Source organism: Streptomyces sp. NPDC087845, assembly GCF_044742755.1.
Lineage (GTDB): Bacteria > Actinomycetota > Actinomycetes > Streptomycetales > Streptomycetaceae > Streptomyces.
This window is the reverse complement of sequence record NZ_JBIUVC010000024.1, coordinates 46,064-60,991: the sequence shown is the minus strand read 5'-3', so window position 1 is coordinate 60,991 and position 14,928 is coordinate 46,064. Positions and strand designations below refer to the sequence as shown.

The 14,928-nt window shown below is 71.2% G+C and carries 12 protein-coding genes; 7 read left to right on the top strand and 5 right to left on the bottom strand.

Going from position 1 to position 14,928, the window contains the following annotated elements:
* Window positions 1-289: 289 nt before the first annotated feature.
* The 5 genes from ACIOMQ_RS37145 (at window position 290) to ACIOMQ_RS37125 (ending at window position 4,510) form a co-directional block, all read left to right on the top strand.
* Window positions 290-2,251 carry an ATP-binding protein gene (locus ACIOMQ_RS37145; protein WP_402192116.1) on the top strand — a complete coding sequence of 654 codons (1,962 nt, stop codon included), beginning with the start codon at window positions 290-292 and terminating at the stop codon, window positions 2,249-2,251.
* Window positions 2,252-2,258: 7 nt separating this feature from the next.
* Window positions 2,259-2,693, top strand: coding sequence for a roadblock/LC7 domain-containing protein (locus ACIOMQ_RS37140; protein WP_362211954.1), 435 nt, complete (start codon window positions 2,259-2,261; stop codon window positions 2,691-2,693).
* Window positions 2,694-2,695: 2 nt separating this feature from the next.
* Entirely contained in the window at window positions 2,696-3,067 is a 372-nt protein-coding gene (locus ACIOMQ_RS37135) for a DUF742 domain-containing protein (protein ID WP_362211957.1), read from the top strand.
* Between the two features lie 298 nt (window positions 3,068-3,365).
* Window positions 3,366-3,926, top strand: coding sequence for an ATP/GTP-binding protein (locus ACIOMQ_RS37130; protein ID WP_362211996.1), 561 nt, complete (start codon window positions 3,366-3,368; stop codon window positions 3,924-3,926).
* Entirely contained in the window at window positions 3,923-4,510 is a 588-nt protein-coding gene (locus ACIOMQ_RS37125) for a GAF domain-containing protein (protein ID WP_362211959.1), read from the top strand. The genes ACIOMQ_RS37130 and ACIOMQ_RS37125 overlap by 4 nt, the downstream gene beginning before the upstream one ends.
* Before the next feature lie 6 nt (window positions 4,511-4,516).
* Here ACIOMQ_RS37125 and ACIOMQ_RS37120 read toward each other — a convergent pair whose 3' ends face one another.
* From ACIOMQ_RS37120 to ACIOMQ_RS37100, 5 genes are all read right to left on the bottom strand, one after another.
* Complete coding sequence (locus tag ACIOMQ_RS37120) at window positions 4,517-6,427, bottom strand: DUF2264 domain-containing protein (RefSeq protein ID WP_402192114.1); 1,911 nt, start codon at window positions 6,425-6,427, stop codon at window positions 4,517-4,519.
* A gap of 37 nt (window positions 6,428-6,464) precedes the next feature.
* Window positions 6,465-8,897, bottom strand: coding sequence for a polysaccharide lyase 8 family protein (locus tag ACIOMQ_RS37115; RefSeq protein ID WP_362211964.1), 2,433 nt, complete (start codon window positions 8,895-8,897; stop codon window positions 6,465-6,467).
* A 21-nt stretch (window positions 8,898-8,918) separates the two neighbouring features.
* Window positions 8,919-10,313, bottom strand: a complete 1,395-nt coding sequence (locus ACIOMQ_RS37110) for a M60 family metallopeptidase (protein WP_401267643.1) — start codon at window positions 10,311-10,313, stop codon at window positions 8,919-8,921.
* Between the two features lie 156 nt (window positions 10,314-10,469).
* Window positions 10,470-11,564 carry a LacI family DNA-binding transcriptional regulator gene (locus tag ACIOMQ_RS37105; RefSeq protein WP_362211969.1) on the bottom strand — a complete coding sequence of 365 codons (1,095 nt, stop codon included), beginning with the start codon at window positions 11,562-11,564 and terminating at the stop codon, window positions 10,470-10,472.
* A 62-nt stretch (window positions 11,565-11,626) separates the two neighbouring features.
* Entirely contained in the window at window positions 11,627-12,613 is a 987-nt protein-coding gene (locus ACIOMQ_RS37100; protein WP_401267647.1) for a hydroxyacid dehydrogenase, read from the bottom strand.
* 339 nt (window positions 12,614-12,952) lie between these two features.
* Between ACIOMQ_RS37100 and ACIOMQ_RS37095 the strand changes: the two genes are divergently transcribed.
* Window positions 12,953-13,966, top strand: a complete 1,014-nt coding sequence (locus ACIOMQ_RS37095; protein WP_362211974.1) for an ABC transporter permease subunit — start codon at window positions 12,953-12,955, stop codon at window positions 13,964-13,966.
* Window positions 13,967-14,048: 82 nt separating this feature from the next.
* Window positions 14,049-14,909: a carbohydrate ABC transporter permease gene (locus ACIOMQ_RS37090; protein WP_362211999.1), complete on the top strand. Its 861-nt coding sequence runs from the start codon at window positions 14,049-14,051 to the stop codon at window positions 14,907-14,909.
* The last annotated feature ends 19 nt before the right edge of the window (window positions 14,910-14,928 follow it).

Genomic DNA, 14,928 nt, shown 5'->3' with positions numbered 1-14,928 from the left:
TCTCGATGTGCCCGGGGACTCCCGGCCGTAGGCCGTTCGAGTGTCGGCCGACCAGGTGTCCATGCGGAGGGAATCGGTCTCTCGTGCGAGACCTCATACCAGAGCGGGACGGATGGCGGGCAAGTTCGACAACTGCCCGTCGCGCATACGTGATTGACGACTACCGTGTGTGCCCGGCGATCAACGGTGGGCTCATGTCCTTCGAGCCCGCCCGACCGAGCCTGACCGACCACCGTAGGTGCCACCGCATGAACGCCGATTCCCGGTGCGCCGCGTACCGAGGACACTGATGTCTCAACTTCGCGCACCCGCAGCGCGACCGGAACGCCGAGAGGGCGGACGGCACGGCCGACCGGGTGCCCGTTCCCACTCGGCCACGGCCGGACCGCGCGCCGCCCAGCCGTCCCCCGAGGCGCGTATACGCCCTCAACTCCTGCGCACCGCGGTGCTGCCGACCGTCGTCGCGGTGCTGAGCGGAGCCGCAGCGGTCATCTTCACCGTCCGCTCCACCGGAACCCGGCCGTCCACCGAACTGTGGATCGCGCTGGGCGGGGCCGGCGCGCTGGCCCTGGCCGCCGTGCTGGCCGCGTACCTCGCAGCCAACCGCGTCGCCACCACCGTCTTCGCCCGCTGCCTGGCACTCCGCCGCGCCAGCGCACACGGCCAGGCCGAACTGCAACGGGTGGTGGAGCAGCTCCGCAACGGCGAACCCGTGCCCGCACGGCGCCCCGCGCAGCCCGCCGCCCCCGGCAGCGACGCCTTCGACCTGCTCGCGCAGGAGCTCGGCCGCCAGCAGGAAGTCGCCGTGGCCGCGGTCGTGCAGGCTTCCCGGCTCTCCGACCACACCGGCGAGGACCAGAAGGTCGAGGTCTTCGTCAACCTCGCCCGCCGCCTGCAGTCGCTCGTCCACCGCGAGATCCAGCTGCTCGACGAACTGGAGCACGAGGTCGAGGACCCCGATCTGCTCAAGGGCCTCTTCCACGTCGACCACCTCGCCACCCGCATCCGCAGGCACGCGGAGAACCTCGCCGTCCTCGGCGGCGCCGTCTCCCGGCGGCAGTGGAGCAATCCGGTCACCATGACCGAGGTCCTGCGCTCGGCGATCGCCGAGGTCGAGCATTACCCCCGGGTCAAACTGGTACCGCCGATCGACGGCACACTGCGCGGACACGCCGTCGCCGATGTGATCCATCTGCTGGCCGAACTGGTGGAGAACGCCACGGTGTTCTCGGCCCCGCACACCCAGGTGCTGCTGCGCGCCCAGCAGGTCACCGCCGGACTGGCCCTGGAGGTGGAGGACCGGGGCCTCGGCATGCCGGGCAACGAGCAGAAGCGGATGAACGCCCTGCTCACCGACCCCGATCAGGTCAATGTGGCCCACCTCCTGCAGGACGGCCGGATCGGTCTGTTCGTCGTCGCTTCACTCGCCAGACGGCACGGCATCGCGGTCCGTCTGCAGAGCAACATCTACGGAGGCACGCAGGCCGTACTCGTCCTCCCGCAGTCCCTGCTGGGGGTGGACGGGGACGCTCCGGCCGGGGGCGACGCGGCCCCGGCCCCGCCTCCCGGGCCCGTGCACCGTCCACCGGCCGAGGACGCCACCGGCGGGCACCGCAGGCCGGACCCGGGCCTGAATCCCGGTCCAGGTCCGGGCCCCGGCCCGATGACCGTCCCGCAGGCCGGCCCCAACCGGCAGCCGTACGTCCCCAGTCAGCCGCTGCGCCTGCACCAGCCACCCCAGCAGCCGCGACGCCAGGGCGAAGCCCCGCCGCTCCCCCTGCGCGCCGAGCGCCTCGACCGCCCCGCCCCGGCCGGGACCGGCCCCGTGCTCGGGGACACGGACGGCGCCCCCGCCCCGCCCGGCGCCGAGCCCGGCGTCGTACGCGGCACCATGAGCCGGCCCCAACTCCCCAGGCGTGCCCACCAGGAACACCTGGTCCCGCAGCTCAGGGAGGCACCGGCCCCGCGCACCGAGGACGAACAGGCCCTGCACGACCCGGGACTCGTGGCGGCCTTCCGGCGAGGCATCGAACTCGCGGAGGCCCGCACCGAATCCGAGGCGGACACGGTCGGCCCCGGCACGAACCCGGAAGCGGCGCCCCCGCAGAGCGGGCAGCCCCGGCAGCCGCCCGCACCGCTGCCGGTCCGCGGACAGACGGCGAGCGTCGCCCGGCACCACCCGGCACCGGCGTCGCATCCGGACGCGGCCCCGGCCAACGACCCTCTCGACGTGAACACCTTCAAGGAGTAGATGCACCATGGCGACCGACATGCCATCCGGTCAGGTCTCGGACCTCGACTGGCTGCTGAGCGGACTGGTCCAGCGTGTGCCGTACACACGCAGCGCAGTCCTCCTCTCCGCCGACGGGCTGGTGAAATCCCTCCACGGCATGGACGCCGACAGCGCCGACCACATGGCGGCGCTGGCCGCCGGCCTGTACTCGCTCGGCCGCAGCGCCGGCGCGCGCTTCGGTGACAACGGCGACGTACGCCAGGTCGTGGTCGAGCTCGACTCGACGCTGCTGTTCGTCTCCACCGCGGGCTCGGGCACCTGCCTCGCCGTCCTCGCCGGCCGCGAGGCGGACGCGGCGGTGCTGGGCTACGAGATGACCATGCTGGTCAAGAGCGTCCGGCCCTACCTGATGACTCCGGCGAGACAGTCGGCCGCGGCCCCGAGCGCCACGGGGCTTTGAGGGTGTCGGTTCCGCAGGACGCGCCGCTGCTCGACGACGCGGCCGGCCGGCTCATCCGCCCGTACACCGTGAGCAACGGCCGGACCCGTCCGACGGCCGTGCTCGATCTGCTCTCCCTGGTGCTGGCCACGGGGACCGAGCCGCAGATCCATCTCGGTCCCGAACACTCCGTCGCGCTGGGGCTGTGCGGCGGCCCCACCTCGGTGGCCGAGATCGCCGCCCATCTGCGGCTGCCCGCAGTCGTCACCAAGGTGCTCGTCTCCGACCTGGTGGACTGCGGAGCGGTCACCGCGCACGCGCCCGCCTTCCATGACATGCCCACCGACCGATCTCTGCTGGAGGCAGTGCTCGATGGCTTACGACGACAGCTCTGACGGCTTCGGCAGCCCCGCCACGTACGAGAACAGCGCAAGCCCCGAAGGCTTCGGAAGTCTCGGAAGCCATGTGGACCGAGGAAGCCATGGGGACCGAGGAAGCCACGAAGGCTACGGAGACCACGGCCACCCGGAAGGCCATGGCGGCTTCGAGGGTTCCTGGGGCTCCGGTGGTGCCTACGGCACCGACGACTCCTGGCGCTCCGGCGGTTCCCTTGGCCCCGGCGGTTCTCTTGACACCGGTGGCCATGAGCCCGCCGGACCCGACGACTCCGAAGGGTTTCCCGTCGCGCTCAAGGTGCTGGTGGCAGGCGGGTTCGGCGTCGGCAAGACGACCTTCGTCGGCGCGGTCAGCGAAATCGCGCCGCTGAGCACGGAAGAGCTGCTGACCCAGGTGAGCGCCGCGACCGACAGCCTCGACGGCATCGAGTCCAAGGCCTCCACCACCGTGGCGATGGACTTCGGCCGGATCACGCTCGACGAGCAGCATGTGCTCTACCTGTTCGGCACGCCCGGCCAGGAACGCTTCTGGTTCATGTGGGACGAGCTCTCCCAGGGCGCGCTGGGCGCGGTCGTGATCGCGGACACCCGCAGACTGGCGGAGTGCTTCGCCGCCGTCGACTTCTTCGAACGGCGCGGTATCGGATTCATCATTGCGGTGAACGAGTTCGACGGTGCCTACCGCTACGCCCCCGAGGAGGTGAGATCCGCACTCGACCTGGGACCGGACGTGCCGGTCGTGCTCTGCGACGCCCGGATCGCCAGCTCCGGTACCGGGGCACTGGTCACGCTGGTCCAGCACCTGATCAACGCCAGCGCCGCCCCGGCGCCGTTGTCCGGCTTCGGAGCCCACCCGTGAACCGGCACGCCGTCGGCCGGCTGCTGCTCACGCCTGTCGACCGCGACGCCCTCGTCCGTACCCAGCGACTGCGGACCCTGGGCCTGGGGGAACGCGTCGACGCCTCGTTCGACAACTTCGACGCCTTCGCCGACCGGGTGGCCGAAGTGACCGACGTGCCCTTCTCGATGGTCAACTTCATCGACGGGAACCGGCAGTTCTTCGCCGGACTGCACACTCCGGCCGGCACGCACAGGGGCTCCCACCTGGGCGCCGCGGCAGCGGGCAGTGGCCGCCGCGGCCGCTATGTGGCCCTCGACCGCGGCTACTGCCCGCACGTCGTCGTACGGCGCAAGGCGCTCGTCCTGGAGGACGTCTGCGACTACCCGCGGTTCGCCGGGAATCCGGTGGTCGACGAGATAGGCATCCGCTCCTACCTCGGTGCGCCCCTCATCGACCGCACGGGTATCGCCCTGGGTGCCGTCTGCGCGGTCGACACCGTGCCCCGCCCGTGGGGCAGGGCAGGGCTCGACATGATCAAGTCCCTGGCGCGGGAGCTGGTCGGGCACATCGACCGGCGGGAGGGAAACGGCTTCGGCATCTGATCGCGATCAGACCTCGACCGTCGTACCGTCCAGGAACGTCAGCACCACCGAATCCGCACCCGCCCGCACCCGCACCGAGTCGCGCAGCGCCTCCGGATGCACGGTGTCCCGGGAGAGGGCGACCAGCGAGACGTGGGTGCTCCGCCCGCCCGGGTGCGGTCGGCTGCGCAGATACGGGATCGCGGAACGCGGTCCGTACGCGTTGGACTGCACATCACGCGCCACAGCGGCCCCTTCGGCACCACCGTCCCAGCCGTACAGCGCGACCAGGGTGCTGCTCAGGCCGTCGGCCGTACGGGCGAGCGCCCAGTCGGGACCCGAGAGGGCGAACGGGCTCTCCGCATGAGCGACCGCGTGACCGCCCTCCCGCACCACCGCACCCTCGGGCGCCTCGACCCGATGCACCCGGATCTCCCACGGGCCGTGCAGCACACTCGTCGTCTCGATCCGGTACGGGTGATCGTCACCCGGCAGCCGGGCCGCGTACCAGGAGGCGGCGACGCGGTCCTCGCAGCGCAGCGGATGGATCCGGTTGCGCTGCGACGGGGTTCCGTCCGGGGCGACGAGTGCCAGATGACCGTCGACGGAGCGTGCCACGGCGTGCGGGGCGGCCTCGGGAGCCGTCGCCGTCGAATAGGCGAACTTTCCGTAGTGCGGGTCCGCCGTGCCCTCGGACGGGTCGGCCGCCTCGGCGTACGGCGGATTGTGGTCGCTGCCGTGATTGATCAGCCGCACGATGCCGTCGTCACGGGTGCCGTGCAGCAGCCAGCCGGGGGCGGGCAGCGCGGTGTACTGGTCGGACTCCTCGACGGGCAGCGGCAGTTCGCGCTCCGTCCACACCGGATGGTCGGCCGGGAGCAGCAGCCCGAGGAAGCCCTTGCTCGCCCAGTACGGGGAGGCGGGACCCGAGTACGGCTGGGTGCTCGGCAGGAACGTGTCGTACCAGCCGAGTGTCAGCAGCCCCCGCTCGTCCGGCACGCCGCGCTCCGCGAAGTGCCGCATCGTGCCCGAGGCGAGCCGGCGGGTGACCCCCGGCGCGAGCGGGGAGCAGTCGGCCAGTGCCCCCATCCACACCGGTGCGAGCGCGGCGAACCGGTACGTCAGCGAGCGGCCCTGATGGACCGGCGCCCCGTCGGAGCCGAAGAAGTGGGGGTAGTCCGCCAGGAACCGGCGGAGCCGCTGCCGGTAGACCTCCGACCTGCCCCCGTCGTCGGGGCCCGCGATCCGCGACCACAGCAGCGGGTACAGATGCATGGCCCAGCCGATGTAGTAGTCGAAGTTCCGGCCGTCCCCGTCGGTGTACCAGCCGTCACCGACGTACCAGTCCTCGATCCTGTCCAGATTGGTCTCGATGTCCTCGCGGCTGTAGGGGGCGCCGACCGAGGCGAGGAACTGCTCCGACACCACCTGGAAGAGCCGCCAGTTGTTGTCCCAGGTGCGTCCGCCGACGAACCCGGAGAACCAGTCGACGACCCGTTCCTGCACCCGGGCGTCCAGCCGGTCCCAGATCCACGGCCGCGTCTCGTGCAGCGCGACCGCGACCGACGCCGCCTCCACCATCTGCTGCGAACAGTCCGTCAGCCGCGGCCACGCCTCCCCGCTCCGGGGGTCGGTGCCCGCCGCCAGGCCCGCCGCGTACCGCTCGATCAACGCGGGGTCGACCGCCCCGCCCGCGCCCGCGATACGGCAGGCGGCGAGCAGGAACGACCGGGCGAAACCTTCGAGACCGTCCGAGACGACCCCCGACCAGCTGTTGCGGCCGGGCAGCCGGTACTGCGCGAAGCCGGGGGTCGCGTGCGGCACCAGTGCGTCCAGCATCCGGTCGGCCGTCGCCTCCCAGTGGGCCCGGGTCCAGCCGGTACGGGACGACAGGATCCGGTCGGGCGGCGGCAGTTGCAGATGCGGTGCGACGGACATGGTGGTGCTGCTCCTCGGAGGGGTGGGAAGGGGTGGGCTACTGGACGAGTTCGGCTCGGTGGGTGTGGCCGCGCGAGCCGCCTACGGCGACGGTGAGTACGGGCCTGCGGCCCGGGGCGAGGCTCACCGTGTCGTCGGCGTCCACCACCGACCGTACGCGGAACGGCAGCTCGACCGAGAGCGTGGTGAGCGACCGGCCCGGGTCGGCGACCGCAACGGAGACGTGCGCGCCCCGGCGCCGCACGAGCACCGACGCCGCTCCGGAGGAGGTGATCCCGGCCGCGCTTCCGGCACCCCAGAAGGTCACCGCGGTCAGTCCCGCCCGGCGCACCTCCACGGCCTGCGCGGTGGCGTCGTTGGCGACGATCCGGACCGGCCGGGAGTGCGACCAGACCGAGGTGGCCGCAGCCGATGCGCCGGGCAGCAGCACATAGGCGTACTGGGCATCGGTGGGGGAGGTGCCGTGGTCGACCCAGAGCGTGAGATAGCGGCGGTCGACGGGATCGGTGCTGCCGCCCGTGTCCGCCCCGGTGTCGATGGCCCGCCAGGTCCCGGTGCGCTGCTCACGCAGGGCGTGCAGGGCGGTCCCGTCGGGGAAGACATAGCCGCCCACGCCGTCGACATGTGCCCAACGCGCTCGGCCGAAGTTCCGGGTCCAGCCCTGCTCGACGGGCTGCCGGACGCCGTCGACCAGCAACCGGTGCCGGCCGTCCGTGCCGAGATTGCGGTTCTCGACGATCGTCTCCACCGGTCGGCCGTCGCTCGCGGTGATGCCCGCGCCGAGCGCGATCACCGCGTTGTCCAGCAGGAACCAGGACTTCCTGGTCCGCAGGGTGCTGCCCGGGGCGCCGATCACCTCCATCGCGGCGGCCCCGTACCGGCCGTCCAGCACGGCCCCGCCGGCGACGGCGTTCGCCGGACGGTAGGTGGACGTACCGGCGCCCGTGCCGAGATCGGTCCGCCGACGGGTGTCGACCGTGGTGCCGGGGAGCCGGTACGGATCGACGGTCGGCCAGAAGCCGTCGTTGAACTGCCGCAGGTCGTCGCCGTCGTACAGATAGGTCATACCGTCGCCGGTGTACCAGCCGTGCAGGTTCTCGCCGTTGCCCGCCTCGTACGCCGAGATCCGCTTCGACGACAGCGACAGCGCGCAGGCCCAGCCGGGGCGGCGATGTACGACACGGTCCATGTCGGCGAAGACGAAGGTGCCGGTCGTACGCGCCTGGGCCGCCACCGTGCGGTCGTTCAGGACGGCCTTGGCCAGGGCGAGTTGGGGGAGGGTCGCGAGAGCCGCGAAGGGGGTGGCGCGGTTGCGGGTCAGCCAGCCCTTGACCAGCGCCCGCCAGCGGTTCGCGTACTCGGCGGGTGCACCGGAGGCGAGGAGCAGGATCGCCGCGAGGGCCGTCGCGCCGTCGCGGTGGTCACCGGCGCGTTCCCGGGAGACCGCCCGGCCGCGGACCGAGTCCATCATCAGGCCGTCGAAGACCACCGGGGCGAAGGTCCGCTCGACGGCCTCGTACATCACCGACACCTTCGGGTCGGCGACCGCCCACTCGGAGCCCGCCAGCAGCGCCAGCAGCCAGGCCGTGCCGTTGAGCAGCACGATGCCGTACGAACCGGTGTAGGCGACGTCGTCGTGCTGGACGAACGAACCGTCCTCGTAGAAGCCGTCACCCGAAGCCGTGTAGCGGAACAGGCTGTTGCGGCCGGAGTCGCGTACGTCGGAGAGCGCGTCACGGGCGGAGACGAGCTTGGCGGCGTCGCGCCCGAGCAGCCCGCGCAGCGCCACGATGACGGCCTTGTCCGTGCGGTTCGCGCCGGTCTCGGCGAGCGCGGGGGAGTTGGTGCGGCGGTCCGCGTCCGGGCAGAACCGGTCGACGACCGACAGATAGTCCGCCAGATCCGCCGAGGGAAGCCGGTCGCGCAGGATCACGGAGCAGTCCATCAGGGCGCGCGGGGCGCCGATCTCCCAGAACCACCAGTTGCCGGTCTCGCGCTCGGCCGGGTTGTACGCGGTGTCGTACGTGAAGCGCAGCGCGGCGACCAGGGCATCGGCCACCTCCGTGCTCCCGGCGAGGGAGGTGCCCTCGGTGGCCCAGGCGGTCGCGAGGGTACGCAGCCGGGTGTAGCTCTGGCCGAAGTTTCCCGGGTCGGTGAGCGGGGCGAGGTCCGCCCAGAGCGCGGTCCGTCCGGGGCCGCGGTCGAGCGTGTCCCAGAGCCCCGCGGCCGTGGTGTCCAGCGTCGCGACCGCGGCGGTGAAGTCGGTGTCGCCCCGGTCGAACTCCCCGCCGGTGAGCAGCGTTTCCGCACGCTGGAGGAGGGTGTCGAAACCGGCGGTCGACGTGGCTTCGGCGGACGCGGCCGTGGCGGGCCGCGCCTGCGCGGCGCCGGCGGACGTCATGAGTGTCGTCGCGGCCGTGACGGCCGTGGCGCCGCTCGCCGCGAGAAGGGTTCTTCTGCTGAGGTTCACAGTGGCTCCTTGCCGCCGCGGTCAGTCGGTCAGGGCGGACGGGTCGACCGGGGGCGTCGGCAGGTTCAGCGCCGCCAGCTCGGCCCGGCCCGTGGCATCGATCGGGAACGCCCAGGTGTTCACGAAGAAGTCCGTGAGGTCGTAGCCCGCGACCCGGCTGGAGTAGGTGGCAAGGGCCCGGTAGCGCTTGTCGTTCTCCGTGTACTCGGACTGCGGGTTCTCCTCGCGGACCAGCTTGTGCAGCCGGGGCCAGAAGTCGTCGCCGAACGCCAGCTCCAGCTGGCGGAGCGGGACGAGCTTCTCGTACGCGCCGAACGACTTCTCGTACGTCAGCCCGGCCGTGCCGAACTTCTGCTGCGCCGAACGGAAGGAGGTGAGCCCCGTGGCCGGGTCGACGGTGAGGAGGTTGGACGGCTGCTTCAGCGTGCGCTGCGCGGCCAGCGAGTAGATGTTGACCGTGACCTCGGTCAGGCCGCCCGGCTTGTAGGCGAACTGCTGATGCAGATGGCCGAGTTCGTGGTAGAGCCCCCAGCCTCGGGTGCGCAGCCCCTCCACCGTCGTGGCCCGGTCGAGGTAGGCGCGCGGGAAGCCGTTGTAGCCGTGCGTGGCGTAGGCGCCGACACCGCTCGGGACCTTGCTGACCTCGGTGAAGTGGTACGGCCCCGCCTTGCGGCGGTGCACCGGCTTCGAGCCGTCGAGACCGCTGATCCGGGCGTGCGAGTCGATGATCGTCTCGACCAGTCCGAGCAGGGCGGCATGGTCCTCGCCGCGGTAGAGCAGCGCGCCCTCGCGGGTGAGGGTCATGATCGTGTGCGGCGCGTGGAGTTCGACGTACGGCGATGCGGTGAGCGCGTCCAGCTGCCGCTGGTAGTCGGCCTCCGTGGTATGCCCCAGCGCGAAGACCGGCATGGGGACGGCGCCGGAGCGGACCAGTACACCGGCCCGCTCGCCGCGGCCCGTCAGCGTGAGGTAGACGGGGCCGCCGTGCGGGTCCGTCACGGTGTTCGCACCCGCGGTCAGCGGATAGCTGCGGGGCTCGGTGATCTCGCCGTAGTAGTCCCAGGCTCCGATCCAGAGGGTGGGCAGCAGGCCGTCGTGCGGCTGGACGGTGAGGGAGAGGGGGGTTCCCGCCGGGACATACAGGCCGGTGGGCTGGAACTCCGAGCCGCGCAGGGCTTGTCCGAGCCGCAGCCGTTCGGCCTCGGCGGCGGGCCGGGCGGTCACGGTCAGCCGGACCGGGCGGGCTCCCCGCCGACGGGAGGAGGCATCGGCCGTCGCGGCCCGGGCCGTGGCGGCGCCGGTGCCGAGCGCGAGTGCGGTGCCGGCAGCGGCGGCGAGAACGGAACGCCGGCCGACCGGGGAGGAAACGGCGGAAAGGGCCGTGGAGGAGGCTGCGGAGTCGATGGGCATACGCATGCGGAACTCTCCCTGCGGAAATGGGTGAGGGGCGGAGGCGTGCGGAACGGTCCTGCTCGGCGTCAGCATGTAAGCGGTTGCTATGGACCCGCAAGGGGAGTCGGGAATTTACTGTTATTTTCTATGGCCAACTGCGGACAGGCGGGAAGTAACCGGTCACATGCGGGGGGAACGACCGGGCCGTGGCGCAACGGAGTCCCGGACCACGATGTGGGTGCCGAGGCGCAGAGCACCGGTCGTCGGCTCGCGCCAGTCGTCCTCGTCACCGCCGGTCACGGCGAGCCGTACCGCCTGGCGCCCCATCTCCTCCAGCGGCACATGGACGGTGGTCAGGCGCGGACGCAGCTCCTGGGCCACCGGGATGTCGTCGTACCCCACCAGGGACACGTCCTGCGGCACCCGGATCCCGGCCTCCTCCAGGGCCTGCGCCGCGCCCGCCGCCACCATGTCGTTGGCGGCGAAGACCGCGGTGAAGTCCGGCCCGTCCCGCAGCAGTTCGGACATCCGCCGATAGCCGAAGTTCCGGCTGAAGGCGCCGGGCTGGACCAGTTCGGGGTCCGGCGCGACGCCGCGCAGCTCCAGGGCCCGCTGGTGGCCGGCCAGCCGGTCGCGGGTGGTGGAGAGCCTGGGCGGGCCACCGAGGTAGAGGATCCGCTCGTGCCCCTGCATCAGCAGGTGATCGGTGATCGCGAAGGCGCCGCCCTCGTTGTCGTACTCGACCGAGGCGGTCGGGGCCTGCTCACCCAGGGGCGGCCTGCCGCACAGGACGAGCTTCGATCCGCCGGCGTCCAGCTCACGTGCCCGGCGGGCCAGTTCCGTGGTGTACCCGCGGTCCGCGAGGGAGCCGCCGACCACGACCACCGCGTCCGCCCTGCGCTCGTGCATCAGGTCGATGAAGGCCAGCTCCCGCTGCGGGTCGCCCTGGGTGCAGCAGACCAGGCAGAGCCGTCCGCCCAGCGCCGCCTCCCGTTCCACGCCGCGCGCGATGTACGCGTAGAACGGGTCGATGACCTCGTTGACGATGATGCCGACGGTGCGGTTGGAGACGCCGGCCAGCGCACGCGCGTGGGCGTTGACGACATAGCCGAGTTCGCGCATCGCGGTCTCGACACGCTCCCGAGTCGCCTCGGCGACCGGGTAGTTGCGGTTCAGTACGCGGGAGACCGTGGCCGTCGAGACGCCCGCCCGCCGCGCGACATCGGTGACCGTCGCGCGCCGTTGTCCGTCCGCGGCTGTGCTCTGCCGGGGCATCCGGCTCACCCCCTGGTGGCTGTTGTGTGACGCCGAGCCTAGAGCCTGCGCCGGGACGGACCTCATGCGATCCTCCCCAGGTCCACCCGGTGCACCGGGTGGTCGAACGGTGCGCCCTGTGCGTAGCGCGCCAGTTCCGCGACGGCGAGCGCGCCGAGCCGTCCCACCTCGTTGCCCTGGGCGCCCGCCAGATGCGGGGTGAGGAAGACGTTCGGCAGGTCCCACAGGGGGTGGCCGTCGGGCAGTGGCTCCGGCGACGTCACATCGAGAACCGCGTCCAGCCGCCCGCTGACCAGGTGCCCGGTCAGCGCCTCGGTGTCCACCAGGGGCCCGCGTGCGGTGTTGACGAGCAGGGTGCCGGGGCGCATCAGGCCAATCCGCCGGGCGTCGATGATCCCCCGGGTCTCCGGCGTGTCGGGGGCGTGGACGGTCACCACGTCGCTGCTCGCCACCAGGGTGTCGAGGTCGGTCGGGGTGACACCGAGCAGCTCCGCCTCGGCCGCGCCGACATAGGGGTCGTAGAGCAGCACCTCCGCGTCGAGGACCCGCAGCAGTTCGATGACCCGGCGGCCGATCCGGGAGGCCCCGACGACGCCGATGGTCAGCCCGTGCGTGCCGAGCCAGTGCTGGCGGTCCAGGTCGGCTCCGGTGCGGTGGGTGCGCCGGGTGCGGAAGAGCCCGGCCAGCGGGAACACTCGCTTGGCGCCCATGATGATCGCGGCCAGGGTGAACTCGGCGACGGGTACGGCATTGGCGGCGGCGGCCGAGGAGACGACGATCCCGCGGTCGAACGCGGCGGGGGACAGAAACGTTTTCACCGTGCCGGCCGCGTGGATCACGGCACGGAGCGCGGGTGCCCGGTCCAGCAGTGCGGCGTCGACGGGCGGGCAGCCCCAGCCGGTGAGCAGGACCTCGGCGGTGCCCAGTGCGGTGGAGGCGTCCGGGGAGTCGAACTCGCTGATCACGGACGGGGTGAGGAGGTCGGCGGTCTCTTCGAGACGGGCCCGTACCGGTGGCGGAAAGACGTCGTCGAGCAGCCCGGGGCTCATGGCCAGAACTGTGCGCGGCCGTCGCGGGGGCGGTGCCGCAGCATCGCTACCGGAATGAGCCGGTGCCTCTTCGGTGGTTCGCACCCTGCCTCCGGATAGTAATCGCGTTCTATGGAATGACCGGCACGCTAGGGAGCATGTGGGGCGACCGTCAAGCTCATGGGCGACTCAACTGTCCTTTTAGGGGGCATTCTTGGTGATTCATCGGGCTGGAATCGACGGTGGTTGCGTCGCGTCTCGATGACTTTCGTCAGAATCTCTTGACGCTTGGGTTAACCGCTTACTAACTTGCGGCCCCAGAAGGCCCACCATGCGCCACCCAGCCGAACAGGACGCACCATGGCTGAAACAGCACCCCCGTTGCCACGGGAGAAGCGACGGCGGAAGGCCGAAACACCTTCCCCGCCCGACGCCCGGGCCGCCGTCGCACAGCACCGGCTGACACTCCGGCAGCGGATCAAGCGGGACCGGGTGATGCTGCTGCTCACCCTGCCCGGTCTGCTGTACTTTGTCGTTTTCCATTACGTACCGCTGCTCGGATACGTGGTGGCGTTCCAGGACTACCAGCCGTACCTCGGCTACATGCACAGCGTCTGGGTGGGGTTCGCCAACTTCTCCGCGGCGTTCGGTGAGCCGGCCTTCTGGTCAGCGACGTTCAACACCCTGGAGATCGCCCTCGTCCAGCTGGTGTTCTTCTTCCCGATCCCGATCGCCCTGGCCCTGCTGCTCAACAGCATCGCCAGTGACCGGATCAGGCGCTTCGTACAGAGCGTCGTCTATCTGCCGCACTTCATCGGCTGGGTCATCATCGTCTCGATCTTCCAGCAGATCCTGGGCGGTGCGGGTCTCCTGCCCGACGTCCTCGGCGGACTGGGGCTGCCGCGCTACGACATGATGAGCGACCCCGACGCCTTCCCCTGGCTGCTGACCCTCCAGGTGGCCTGGAAGGACGCCGGCTGGGGCACGATCATCATCCTCGCCGCTCTGCTGAACATCGACCGGCAGCAGTACGAGGCCGCCGCGATCGACGGCGCGGGCCCGCGCCGCCGCCTCTGGCACGTGACCCTGCCGGGCATCGCCCCCGTACTCATCCTGCTGCTGATCCTCAACCTCGGGCAGATCCTGTCCGTCGGTTTCGAGCAGATCCTGCTCCAGCGCGACGCGGTCGGCCCGGACGCCGGTGAGGTCCTGGACACCTACGTCTACTACCACGGCATCAAGGACAACGACTGGGGCGTCGCCGCCGCCGTCGGACTCGTCAAGGCGGTCATCGGTACCGCACTCGTCCTGGGCGCGAACAAGTTCGCCCACCGACTCGGCCACGAAGGGGTGTACCGCGGTGCTGACCGCTGAGAAGACGCGCGCCACGAGCGAATCCACCGCACCGGCGCCCGCGCCCGTCACCGTCCGGAAATCCGACGGCCGGCCCCCGTGGATGGAGCGGCCGACCCGCGTCGGGCAGATCGCCAAGGCGGTCGCCGTCGTCGTGGTCGTCCTCGCCGTCGCCTACCCGCTGGTCGGCGTCATCGGCACGAGCTTCGCGTCGCAGACCGACATCATCAAGAGCTCGGGTCTCGTCCTGTGGCCCGAACACCCCACCCTGGACGCGTACCGCACCATCTTCACCGGCGGAGTCGTCACCCGCGCGCTGATCGTCTCCGTCGGCATCACCGTCGTCGGCACTCTCGCCAGCCTGCTCGTCACCGTCGGCATGGCGTACGGACTCTCCCGCCGCGACGTCACCGGATCCCGTTTCATCCTGATGACAGCCCTGTTCACGATGCTCTTCAACGCGGGCATCATCCCGAACTTCCTGCTGGTCAAGGGACTCGGCCTGTACGACACCTACGCGGCGCTCGTCATGCCCACCCTGGTCAGCGCCTTCAACCTGGTAGTCCTGCGGTCCTTCTTCATGAACCTGCCGGATGAGCTGTACGACGCCGCGAAGGTCGACGGGGCCGGCGACTTCCGCATCCTGGTGCGGATCGTCCTGCCGCTGTCCAAGGCCGTCCTCGCCGTGATCAGCCTCTTCTACGCGGTGACGTACTGGAACGCCTTCTTCAACTCGCTCCTGTACCTCAACGACTCCGACAAATGGCCGCTGCCGATGGTGCTGCGCACCTACGTCCTCCAGGGCCAGAGCCTGAACGCCGCCTCGGCCGGCGAGGCACTCGCCCCGCAGCAGGCCGTGCAGATGGCCGTCCTGGTGATCGCCGTCGTACCGATCCTCTGCGTCTACCCGTTCCTCCAGCGCTACTTCACCAAGGGCGTGCTCACAGGCGCCGTCAAGGGCTGAGCGCGGCCACCTCCCCCCA

What these genes read in the sequence shown, in the direction of transcription:
- ACIOMQ_RS37095 (WP_362211974.1), top strand. Translation starts at nt 12,953, where the DNA reads ATGGCTGAAACAGCACCCCCGTTGCCACGGGAGAAGCGACGGCGGAAG.
- ACIOMQ_RS37100 (WP_401267647.1), bottom strand. Translation starts at nt 12,613, where the DNA reads ATGAGCCCCGGGCTGCTCGACGACGTCTTTCCGCCACCGGTACGGGCC.
- ACIOMQ_RS37105 (WP_362211969.1), bottom strand. Translation starts at nt 11,564, where the DNA reads ATGCCCCGGCAGAGCACAGCCGCGGACGGACAACGGCGCGCGACGGTC.
- ACIOMQ_RS37140 (WP_362211954.1), top strand. Translation starts at nt 2,259, where the DNA reads ATGGCGACCGACATGCCATCCGGTCAGGTCTCGGACCTCGACTGGCTG.
- ACIOMQ_RS37110 (WP_401267643.1), bottom strand. Translation starts at nt 10,313, where the DNA reads ATGCGTATGCCCATCGACTCCGCAGCCTCCTCCACGGCCCTTTCCGCC.
- ACIOMQ_RS37120 (WP_402192114.1), bottom strand. Translation starts at nt 6,427, where the DNA reads ATGTCCGTCGCACCGCATCTGCAACTGCCGCCGCCCGACCGGATCCTG.
- ACIOMQ_RS37145 (WP_402192116.1), top strand. Translation starts at nt 290, where the DNA reads ATGTCTCAACTTCGCGCACCCGCAGCGCGACCGGAACGCCGAGAGGGC.
- ACIOMQ_RS37090 (WP_362211999.1), top strand. Translation starts at nt 14,049, where the DNA reads ATGGAGCGGCCGACCCGCGTCGGGCAGATCGCCAAGGCGGTCGCCGTC.